4 protein-coding genes are annotated in these 11,628 nt (G+C 44.5%); all 4 read right to left on the bottom strand.

Annotated elements, in window-relative coordinates; genetic code table 11:
- Nucleotides 1-708: 708 nt before the first annotated feature.
- Nucleotides 709-2,766, bottom strand: a complete 2,058-nt coding sequence (locus L2755_RS13185; protein ID WP_248981156.1) for a M13 family metallopeptidase — start codon at nt 2,764-2,766, stop codon at nt 709-711.
- A gap of 484 nt (nt 2,767-3,250) precedes the next feature.
- The gene (locus tag L2755_RS13180) at nt 3,251-5,467 is read right to left on the bottom strand and encodes a patatin-like phospholipase family protein (protein ID WP_248981155.1); all 2,217 of its coding nucleotides are present in this window, start codon (nt 5,465-5,467) and stop codon (nt 3,251-3,253) included.
- Between the two features lie 44 nt (nt 5,468-5,511).
- The gene (locus tag L2755_RS13175) at nt 5,512-10,020 is read right to left on the bottom strand and encodes an EAL domain-containing protein (protein WP_248981154.1); all 4,509 of its coding nucleotides are present in this window, start codon (nt 10,018-10,020) and stop codon (nt 5,512-5,514) included.
- A 144-nt stretch (nt 10,021-10,164) separates the two neighbouring features.
- Nucleotides 10,165-11,595 carry a dihydrolipoyl dehydrogenase gene (gene lpdA, locus L2755_RS13170; RefSeq protein ID WP_248981153.1) on the bottom strand — a complete coding sequence of 477 codons (1,431 nt, stop codon included), beginning with the start codon at nt 11,593-11,595 and terminating at the stop codon, nt 10,165-10,167.
- Between the last annotated feature and the right edge of the window lie 33 nt (nt 11,596-11,628).

Below are 11,628 nucleotides of genomic sequence, written 5' to 3'. Positions count from 1 at the left end.
AAACAGGACGTTTTCGTTGAGCCCACAAGGACGTGCTTGCGGCGAGCCTCAGCAGTGTCTGCACATACGCCTGCCGCAGGCAATTGGAACCACTAGTGCCTGAAAGTAACTCTCTTCTGCCCCAAAACGGTTTAGCTCTATCAGCTATTGTTTTTCCAAGTCCAAATCAAAGTCAAAGTCGTGGTGCTTCGCCCACACCTGAGCCAAGGGGTAAAGCGCTTGTACCCGCTGTTGATTTCATAAGAGTCAATCCCTCAGCGCCCCGGCGAAATTTAAACAGCAAAATTTCCAACGGGGAAGATGGGTGTTACTTGTCAGCTATAGATTAACTATCTAATTTTTTAGTCTTAAACTGAAAACTCAAATGCTAAACGATTGCGCTTTTAAAACCAGTGTAGATGCGGTTGAGGCCTTCGGAAACAGGACGTTTTCGTTGAGCCCACAAGGACGTGCTTGCGGCGAGCCTCAGCAGTATCTGCACATATGCCGACCGCAGGTCATTGGAACCACCTTTGCATAAAGGTAACTCTCTTTTGTCCAATAGCGAGTTACGAAAAACTCAAACTATATGCCCTATAACTGAAGACATAACGCCGTCATAGCGAGCACAAATGTTCAATCGTAATTGCCTTTCGACACTAGAGACACTCAATAAAAAGCCCATCACATGATGGGCTTATTTAGATCGATATCTAATTAAAGATAGCGTTACCAGATCTTAACCCGATCACTTTCGTTTAAGAACATCTTATCGCCCTCTTTCAAATCAAATGCTTCATAGAAAGCGGGGATATTTCGTGGTGTACCCATAGCGCGGAAATGACTTGGTGAATGGGAGTCGGTCATCAATCGGCGACCTAGCTCTTCATCACGATAGTTACGACGCCACACTTGCGACCAACCAATAAACAGACGCTGCTCACCGGTTAAACCTTCAATAACAGGCGACGGCTTACCATTAAGAGTCATCGCATAAGCGCGCGCAGCGACCGTTAATCCGCCTAAATCACCAATGTTTTCACCTAAGGTTAAGTCGCCATTGACGAATTTACCCGGCATCGCTTCATAGCCAGCGTATTGAGCCGATAGCTGCGCGCCACGCTTTTGAAACTCTTGACGATCTTTATCGGACCACCAGTCACGCAGGTTACCGTCACCATCATATTTAGCCCCTTGATCATCAAAACCATGGCTGATCTCATGGCCAATTACCGCACCAATACCGCCATAGTTAATCGCATCATCGGCGTCCATATTAAAGAATGGCGGCTGCAAGATTGCCGCTGGAAACACAATTTCATTCATTACCGGACTGTAGTAAGCATTTACCGTCTGCGGCGTCATATGCCACTCAGTACGATCAATCGGCTTACCCAATTTGGCAAGCATCGTTTTATACTCAAATTGTGCATAACGCTGGTAGTTACCCACCAAGTCATTGGCTTCAATGTCTAGCGCAGTGTAATCTTTCCACTTGTCTGGATAGCCAATCTTGTAGGTAAATTTCGCCAATTTTTCTTGAGCTGCGACTTTGGTTTCGGGTGTCATCCACTCCAGTTCATTGATACTGACTTCAAAACCTTTAATCAAGTTTTGGATCATCTCTTCCATTTTAGCTTTCGCTTCGGGCTTAAAGTTTTGCTTAACATACTCTTCGCCTACCAACTCACCAATGACTTGATCAGCGGCATCGACACCTTTCTTCCAACGCGGCTTCTGCTCTTCAATACCCATTAAAGTATTACCATGGAAGGCAAAATGAAGATCGACGAAGTCTTTGCTTAGCAACTCTGCGTAATCATCGACTAGATGAAACGCTAAATAATCCTGCCATTCGCTCACACTAAACTGGCTAAACTGATGACCAAATTTTTCAAAGTAAGAGGGTTGACGCACAATCACGTCCGTCACCTTGTCTATATCGGCACCCGCAGAAAATTGCACAAAATCGAAACCTGCAACTAAGCCTTGCAGCTGTTGACGGTCCATCTTGTTGTAACTTTTATTGGCATCACGGGACTCAACACGACTCCATTGACTTGTGGCAATAAATTTTTCGATTTTCGCTACGCTTTCACTGGCACGCTTTGGATTGCTATAGCCCGCTTTGGCCATCAAGTCATCGACATATTGGCTTAATGCTCCACGATTGGCGGCGAATTTCTGGTCATCTTTTAGGTAATAATCTCTGTCTGGCAAAGTCAGGCCTGACTGGTAGAGATAAACCCCATATTGGCTCGAATTTTTAGCATCGTTATTGACGTAAAAACCGAATGGAACCGTTGAACCATGAACCAATAAACGGCCCATCAGGGTCGCGATATCGTTGTGAGTCGATGCATAGGCAATATCTGACAGCTGATCTTTTAGGGGTGAGATCCCTAAGCCTTCTACCGCGTCGATATCCATAAAGCTCGCATAGAAGTCACCCACCTTTTGCTCACTGCTGCCTTTAACTTTGTTTGGCTTAGCCGCTGCGGCCTCAATAATTATCTTCAACGCTTCTTGGCTTTGCTCATACAGAACCGAAAATGAGCCGTAATTGGATTTATCAGCAGGGATCGGTGTGTTCGCTAACCAAGTGCCATTGACGCTGTAGTAAAAATCGTCTTGATGACGAACAGCTGGATCAAAATTGGCTTTTTCAACACCTGAAACAACAGTAGACATGGTACTTTCAGCAATGATCTCTTTATCGCTACTACCACAGGCGGCAACGCCTAATGTTAATGCAATACACAACGCTAATTGACTTACCTTATTCATATTCATCCCCGATTTAATCCTTTAAAAGCTGCTTTTAGATAGCGTAAAAACAATCGTTTAATTCATATAGCTCACTATGTTTAGACTAAAAATACCAATTCCGCTAAATATGTGTTCAATTCAGAGCTTTCTCAGGGCTCTTCAATGTTAGCCGCATCGTTAAAGAAATGGTTATTCCCTTTTAAGACAATGCAACGCCACAGTGAAAGTTCTGAGAAGCTCACGTAGTGTGGCTGATGTTCAAAGCGATGGCAAAGCTCTGTATGCTGCGTTAGATGCTCTCGATATAGAATAACTATTAGCTTCAATCATCCGCGAGCCACATGGATGTGGCGAATGTCTGTATTGCAGGAGCAAATACAGCCCTTACCTACAGGGCTTTGAATTCCCGCTGAATGAACAGCTATTTATAGGAATTGGTATATGCTCAAACTTGTCACATTTTATGCTGTTATTTCCAGCGCTACGGCCACTGTTTTCTCAGTTACCAGTTCTTACCGAGAAACAGGAATACCGTTTTCTCACCATCATCTGACGCGCCAAAGCCAAATGCTGCTGGCCCAACGCTAGTGTCTATACCTAGGAAAATACTCCCGGCATAAATAAGGTCATCTAATGAGACGTTATCTTTTTGATTCCAGACGTTACCCGCCTCAAGACTCGTCCCTAAGTACAGTGGGTACTCAGTCATGCCTAATACATCGCGCCCTAAATCATATTGATATACAAAAGCCCCAAACACTTTATGTGAGCCATAGAGGGCATTTTTATGGTAACCAGAAAGGTTTAAAAAACCACCCAATTCAGACACATTGACCGTGAAAGCACCCTCTTTATCCACTGTTGCAAAGGAGGCGATACCGACAAATGCATGGTTACCAACACCGACGGCGCCACGCCAATCTGCTTCAATTTGCAATGAAACGTCAGAGGACTCAGAGGTAATATCTTGATCATAACCCTCTTTTCGAAGGTACATATTTAAGGTAAAGCGATTACCCGATGTCGGGAAGTTAATGCTATTGAGATCGTCATAGGCAAACTTAAAGTAACCACCGTAGCCGTCGTAATCGACCGTACCAAGTTGCCAAAGTTCATTCTCTAAACTGCCGTTCTCAGCCAACAAACCGACCTCTAGTTTACCGTTTTGGGTATAATTCCAACCGATACCCACCTCTGCTCGATAAGCTGTTTGTTTCAGCTCAAGAATACGGCTGTTATCTTCGAAGAAGCCCCAATCTTTAAGCTCATACTCAACCCGGGCACGACTAAAGTAATCTTGATCTTTGGACAAAGGCTGATAAAACTCAGAGCCTAATAATTTGTCAAACCCGAGCGAGATCTCATTGCGCCATTCGCCGCCATTTTCGGTCAAGTCTGTCATGGTGTACGCCACATCCAGTGAGATGACTGAATCGAGGCTAAAATCATCTTCCCAACTAAAGCCTAACTGGAAATAGTTCGGCCCCCAAGATTTTGCTTTAGTGGTAACGGTGAGCACTCGCCCATCAGCGGTGTCGGTAAACTCAGCATCAACACGCTCAAATTTGTCCAATGAATAGACCCGCGCAATTCCCGCTTCTAAGGAATCGACGGTGACATGATCACCAACATCTAGATTGAGGCTATCGGCAAGTAACTTCTCACTCACTTTAGAGTCGTTGTCGTAGATGACTTTAATCAATGGCCGATTCAACTCATTGAGCCATAACTTGCTTTTACTGCGCTTGGCAGCAAGGTATTCACTAAACTCCTGCTTAGAGATGCTATATTTTTCGAGCTTAGCTAATTGCGCTCGCGCTGCAATTTCGCCTAAAGGTAAGGCGATAGGCATGATGCTGAAATCAGTGGTACTTAACTTACCTATATTAGGCCGGATCAGGATATCTTCATCCGACAATAACGCTTTTTGCCTCTCTGCGCTGGCATTGGTGAGGATAGTTGAAAGCTGATTGAGCACCGCAATGGTACTGTTAAGCTGCTCTTTACCGACAAGTGGCGAGCCAATATCCACCGCAATAACAATATCTGCGCCCATCTCTTTAACCACGTCTATCGGCATATTATTGGCGATACCACCATCAACCAATAACATTCCGTTAATGACTGCAGGCTGAAGTGCACCTGGAACTGACGCTGAGGCCTGCATTGCCGCTACTAGGCTGCCTTCACTTAACACCACCGCTTGGCTGGTCGCTAAGTCAGTTGCCACCGCTCTAAACGGGATTGAAAGCTCATCGAAGTGGCCAAACTGCTGCACCAAGTTAGTCGAGCTTCGTAGCAGTTGCGACATTGACTGACCACGCAATAAACCCGCAGGCATTTTGACTTGTTCATCGCTATAACCGATGCTGACTGGGATATTATATTTGTCACGGATCTCTTTATCTTTAAAGCTGAGCTGTTCACGGGGAATGGTATCTGAATAACCCTTATCCCAATGGGTATTCATCATAATGGCTTCTATTTCGGCAGCGCTATAACCCAGTGCGTACATGCCTCCAACATAAGCACCAATACTGGTACCAGTGATGTAATCAATGGGAATATTTTTCTCTTCAAGCACCTTAAGTACACCAATATGTGCCGCACCCTTTGCGCCACCACCACTCAGTACTAGACCTATCTTAGGCCGCTCTGTGGCGCTAACAAATGTTTGAAAAAAAACCAGCAAACAAAGAATAATAATTCTATGTATCATAATGACTTATTCAACTCTTCTAATGATGTTTTAACGTAGGGTATTTAATTAACTTGTGCAAGCTCACTAGGTGCCATAAGTTGCTCTGTTTGGCGCTGTAAACTCACTTTTGGCTGTAACGCCATGTAAGCATCTAAGTCAATGCATGACATCGGTTTGGCAAAGTAGTAACCCTGGATGACATAGCAACCACGGCTAAAGACCTGCTCTAACTGCTCATGGGTCTCAACCCCTTCAGCGACAACATCTAACTTTAAGTTTCTTGCTAGCTCAATAATACTGCTAGCAATGGCCTGATCGGCTTTATTAGTCGCAATATCAATAAGGAAGGAGCGATCGATTTTCAGAGTATTTACTTCAAAATGACGTAAATAGGCCAAGGAGGAATAACCTGTACCAAAATCATCAATCGCCACATCCACCCCTAAACATTTGAGCTCTTTTAGATGTTGCTTCGCCACTTTAAGCTCTTTCATCAATACGCCTTCAGTGATCTCTAGCGATAGTGAACGATTGGGCATTCCTGTTTCAGATAAACTTTTTTCGACACCTTGGATAAAATCTGGCTGACGAAAATGCAGCGCTGAGATATTGACTGAGATTTTAAGCGGTTCATCTAAAATTACCGACCAACGCGCACCATGGCGACAGGCCTCACGCATAACCCAACGGTCAATTTCAACGATCAGCCCGCATGCCTCGGCAACTTTAATGAAGATATCGGTGCGCACATAGCCATCTTTCGGGTGATTCCAACGCAGTAAGGCTTCCACCCCGACGAGCTTATCATTCTGTAAGATATCTATTTGTGGCTGGAAATGAAGCTCAAACTCATCCCTTTCAATTGCTTTACGTAGATCGGCCTCTAGTCGTAAATGATAAAGTGCCTCAGCATTACGCTCTTGAGAGTAATACTTAAAGTTTCCTTTGCCTTCCTCTTTAGCATGATACATGGCCAAATCGGCATTCTTGATCAGCGTCTCTGGCTGCTTCGCATCTTCAGGCCACAGACTGACGCCGATACTGGTTGAGATATAAAACTCCCGCCCATAAAGATCAAACGGTTTTTCTATGCTTGCCAATAATTGCTCGCAAAGCTGATTAATACTGTCAATACCGGTGTCGCTACGGAGCAAGATAACAAACTCATCACCACCAAAACGGCATAGCACATTGTCATTAGTGACAAATGCTTGCAAACGGTTTGCCGCTTCAACAAGCAAGGCGTCGCCCATGCTATGACCATAAGAATCATTGACGTGTTTAAAGCGATCTAAATCCAAGAATAGCAGAGCGAGGTTACCACCCTCTTTTTCAGCCTGATAAATTGACTGTGATAGTTTGCCCGAAAACGAAGAGCGATTTGGTAAACCTGTGAGTACGTCATAATTTGCGAGACGACGCAGATCAGCTTCAGTACGTTTGCGAGCGGTGATATCGGAAAAGACCACAACATAGTGGGTCGCCTCCCCATTAGCATTCAAAATAGATGATACATTTAGCCAAACAGCACACTGCTGATCATTGGCGCACGCCACAGTGCTCTCACCGGTCCAGCTCAAGCCGTGTTGCAACAGATCTGCAATATGAGTCCCCGACTTTTTACCCTGCAATACTTCTGAAAAAGACCGACCAATTAGCCTGCTATCATCAAAGCCCAAAATATCTTGCGCGGCCTTATTGGTCACTTGGATCAGCTCGTCTCTGTCGTATATCAGCACTGCCTCTGTTGTATTTTCAAATGCTTGAGCAAGTAAATAAACATCATCTTTGAGCTGGCGCTGCTCGGTAATATCGGTATAGATACCAGCAACGCGCTCAATGGTACCGTTAACACTATTGCGTTCAACTGGTCGACCTAACACCCGCACCCAGCTCCATACAGTATCGCTTTGCATGAAGCGATACTCGACTTCGAAGCGATCGGTGCGCTCAGCAAGCATATCCTTCCAAGCACTAAGCACGTTGCTTTTATCTTCACTATGAATAGGAAATTGACCGAGTTTAAGGCACACCTGAGTACCTTCGCCATTAAAAAATCCGCCGCCATTTTCTAGTCTAAAAATATCCGTCTCTAGATGCCACTCCCATAGCTCAGAGTTACTGCCTTTCAATGCCTGTTTTAATCTATTCTCACTCTCTGTAAGCGCTAAGTTAATCCTTTTGAAAGCCATCACCTGCCGCTGCCTGATAACAATAACCCCAAGCCCTAGCAGTAATACCCCAACGAGTAAGAGGCCTTTAAACCAAGGGGTTTGCCACCAGTACATCTCCACTTTAAAAGCGAATGAAAAAGGCGTAGCGGACCAAACCTCATTCTGTAAACTAATGATATCAAGTACGTGGGTACCTGCATCTAAGCCTGAAATATTTAACTGGGATTGACCATCAAGATAGATATAACTACCACCGGTTTTATCTGCAGCGCGACGCAAGCGGTATTGCAGTTGTAGTGGTTTTTCGTCGAGGTAGTTGTGACGAGCCAGTTGAAAACTCACCAGCAGCGCGCCCGGTAAAATACGGTGACCGTCTTGCGGTACTAAGCTTATTTCGGTGCGATCTTCGAAGTAGACTTCCATCGACTCGAGTAAGATAGTATCTCTCGCTGTGCGGCTCTTAAGCTTAACAACATCTAATAGCATGGCACCATCTGGCGTGCCGACATAGAGCCCTTCAGCAGAAGCAAACACCGCCCCTTCGTTTAACTCATCACTAATAAAGCCATCTTCAGCGGCAACAACAATAATCTCATCAGTCAAAGTGTCGAAACGGATAATCGTGCGTGGACAGCCTATAACGCGATACTGTCCAACCTCTTCAATAAAATACACACTATTACAGTTGATTTTCCACTCTTCAGTCAAAGAGCGAACATGGCCAGTTTGCGAGTTGTATTCAATAGCGCCACGATCTTCGAGTCCAATCCAAAAAAGATCCGCCTCGACCTCTTTCATGGTATTAACCGAAGTCTTGCCCAACCCTTGTGCTAGCGGAGCGGTTACGGCATGATAATTATTTTGTTTATCGAGATATCCGAGTAATCGATCACCCCCCAGCCACAATCGCTGTGAACTATCTCGGTTTACATACTTAATAATCTGTAACTGGGCGATACTATTATCAGCACTCAAGCTGACGTACTGAGGCTCTGCCAAGCCAGGGTCCCAAAAGAATACCCCCCTGTTGGTAGCGAACCAAATACGTCCCTTGATGAGGGTATCAAAATAGGTGTCGTAAACTGTTTTACTCTGAAGGCTGCCCGTGCCCCCCATCCACTCGCCGAACGTTTGTGTATGAAAAGTGTTTTTATTAACAACCGAGAGCCCATTAGTACTTGAAAGCAATATATTTTGCTCATCCAGTGGATCAATGCCATAGATGCTGTCATTTAGATCAATATTCTTGGGCGTTATAAAATAGGAATTTTTAGTTTGCCTGTCGATGAGCAATAACCCAGCATCAGTGCCTAACCACATATCCTCCTTATCCGCGTAGATAGACCAAATGACTTCATCAGGTAGCTGATAGGGTGCAGCTTCACTAAACTGATCTAGTAAAAAATCGGCTTTATCCGCTAATACGGCAACCCCATCACCTGAACCACCAATCCAAATAAGACCAGTTTCATCAACCGCGATATCGTGTATATAATCGATATTCGACTTTTGCTTTATCTCGTTACCATAGAGTTGCCCAGACGCTGCATCTGGCAACCATTTAAACAGACCGGATCGAGTTGCCAGCCAAAGAAAACCTTTTTTATCTTCGGCAATATGGGTCGTGTAATAGGGCAGCTGTGATACCTGACGGATCGATAAGTCTTGTTGCATTAGCTCAAAAAAGCCTTTGCTTGAACTTATCCAAACCCGCTGGTTAGAATCTCTAAAAACCTGCTTAATCTGACCGTAACTATCTATCCAAGGCAGTACTGCAAGCCGCTGACCCTGTTTATCTCTAACTTCAATCTGCCCCTTTGTAGCCAGCAGCAATCGATTGTCTGAAATGGCTGACAAGGCACGCCAAGGGGAATCTTGATTACTGCTTAAAAAGTTAATCCGTTCTAGGGTCATTTTGGCGTAATCAAAACGCAGTAGTTCACCTTCTCTAGTCAGTATAATTCGCTTGCCATTGTCATCTTCAATTTGCGAGATGATCCCTAGACCTGCAAACTCAGGAAATAGAGTACTACTACCAAAAGCAGTAAAAGTATTAGCGTAGATATCGTAGAGGTAGATGTCGTAGAAGCTACTAACAAGCAGATGACGTTGACTTAAAGGGGAAACTAAATGAATCAAGTTGTCACTCAGCTTGGAGTCTAAACCAACCTGATCGAGCCTTCTAATTTTGGTGCTACTAACACGGTAAAGACCCTCTTCTGTGGCAAGCCAGGTGAAACCATGGGCATCAAAACTAATGTCCAGTACAGTACCGTTAATGAGTCCATCACTGGCGGTAAAAATACGTTGAACTACCCCGCTAGCGAGTGCCGGCGCGGAGCAACTAATCAATAATATGACAAAGCTAAACCATTTTTTTATGATTGTTATTCTCATTGGTATATCAGGCTTTTTTAGATTAACTTGAATGTATCATTTAGATAACACGGAATCACGCTTTGATTGGACAAACTCCCACTTTACTGGGCTATAGGCATAAAAAAAGCGCTCATTAGAGCGCTAAGTTTATTAGAAAATAACTTACTTTTTCTTTTTTGCCTTAGGGTTAGGCAAGTCAGTAATTGAACCTTCATACATCTCTGCAGCAAGCCCTACTGATTCGTGTAAAGTTGGGTGCGCATGAATGGTTAATGCTAAATCTTCAGCATCACAACCCATTTCAATTGCTAGGCCAATTTCACCGAGTAATTCACCACCGTTAACACCCACAATAGCACCACCGATAACACGATGAGTCTCTTTGTCGAAGATTAGCTTAGTCATACCTTCACTGGCATCAGACGCAATGGCACGGCCACTTGCAGCCCAAGGGAAAGTCGCAGTCTCATAAGCAACACCTTGCTCTTTTGCTTCTTTCTCAGTTAGACCAACCCACGCGACTTCTGGGTCTGTATAGGCGATTGATGGAATAACTTTAGGGTCGAAGAAGTGCTTAAGACCTGAAATAACTTCAGCAGCAACATGACCTTCATGTACACCTTTGTGTGCCAGCATTGGTTGACCAACGATGTCACCAATAGCGAAGATGTTAGCTACGTTAGTACGCATCTGCTTATCAACATTAATGAAACCGCGCTCATCAACATTGACGCCTGCTTTCTCTGCGTCTAGCCCTTTACCGTTTGGAGAACGACCAATAGCCACAAGAACTGCATCGTAACGAACAGGTTCAGCTGGTGCTTTCTTGCCTTCCATTGTGACGTAGATACCGTCATCTCTTGCTTCAACTGCAGTTACTTTAGTTTGCAGGATTAAGTTAAATTTCTTCTTGATCTGCTTAGTGAATACCCGAACAACATCTTTATCTGCAGCAGGAATGACTTGGTCAAACATCTCAACCACATCGATTTCGCTACCAAGAGATGAGTAAACGGTACCCATCTCCAGACCGATGATGCCGCCGCCCATAACCAGCAACTTACCAGGCACTTCTTTAAGCTCAAGCGCGTCAGTCGAATCCCAGATGCGTGGATCTTCATGGGGAATGAAAGGTAGCTTTATAGGACGAGAACCCGCAGCTATAATCGCATTGTCAAAGTTAACCACTGTAACTGTGCCATCTTCTGCGGTTACTTCCATGGTATTTGGGCTAGTGAACTTACCTAAACCATTTACAACGTCAACTTTACGCATTTTAGACATTCCGCCTAATCCGCTAGTCAGCTGACCAATCACTTTCTCTTTAAAGCCACGAAGCTTTTCAAGATCAATCTTCGGCTCACCAAAAACAACACCGTGTGCGGCAACAGCTTTTGCTTCTTCAATCACTTTAGAAACATGAAGCAGTGCTTTAGATGGGATACAACCGACGTTTAAACAAACGCCGCCCAATGTGCTGAAGCGTTCAACGATGACAGTATCTAGACCTAGATCTGCAGCACGGAATGCTGCTGAATAGCCTGCAGGGCCTGCGCCTAGTACAACTACCTGAGTTTTGATTTCGTTACTCATGTCTTCCTCTATTGTTTTTATGTCGTTGGCGGG

It is taken from the genome of Shewanella abyssi (assembly GCF_023284025.1).
In the GTDB taxonomy this organism is placed as follows: domain Bacteria; phylum Pseudomonadota; class Gammaproteobacteria; order Enterobacterales; family Shewanellaceae; genus Shewanella; species Shewanella abyssi.
Note: the sequence above shows the minus strand (reverse complement) of the source record. Positions and strands in the feature narration are given on the sequence as shown.

Excerpts from the sequence above, each read along its gene's own strand:
- L2755_RS13185 (WP_248981156.1), bottom strand. The coding sequence starts at position 2,766 with ATGAATAAGGTAAGTCAATTAGCGTTGTGTATTGCATTAACATTAGGC.
- L2755_RS13180 (WP_248981155.1), bottom strand. The coding sequence starts at position 5,467 with ATGATACATAGAATTATTATTCTTTGTTTGCTGGTTTTTTTTCAAACA.
- L2755_RS13175 (WP_248981154.1), bottom strand. The coding sequence starts at position 10,020 with ATGAGAATAACAATCATAAAAAAATGGTTTAGCTTTGTCATATTATTG.
- lpdA (WP_248981153.1), bottom strand. The coding sequence starts at position 11,595 with ATGAGTAACGAAATCAAAACTCAGGTAGTTGTACTAGGCGCAGGCCCT.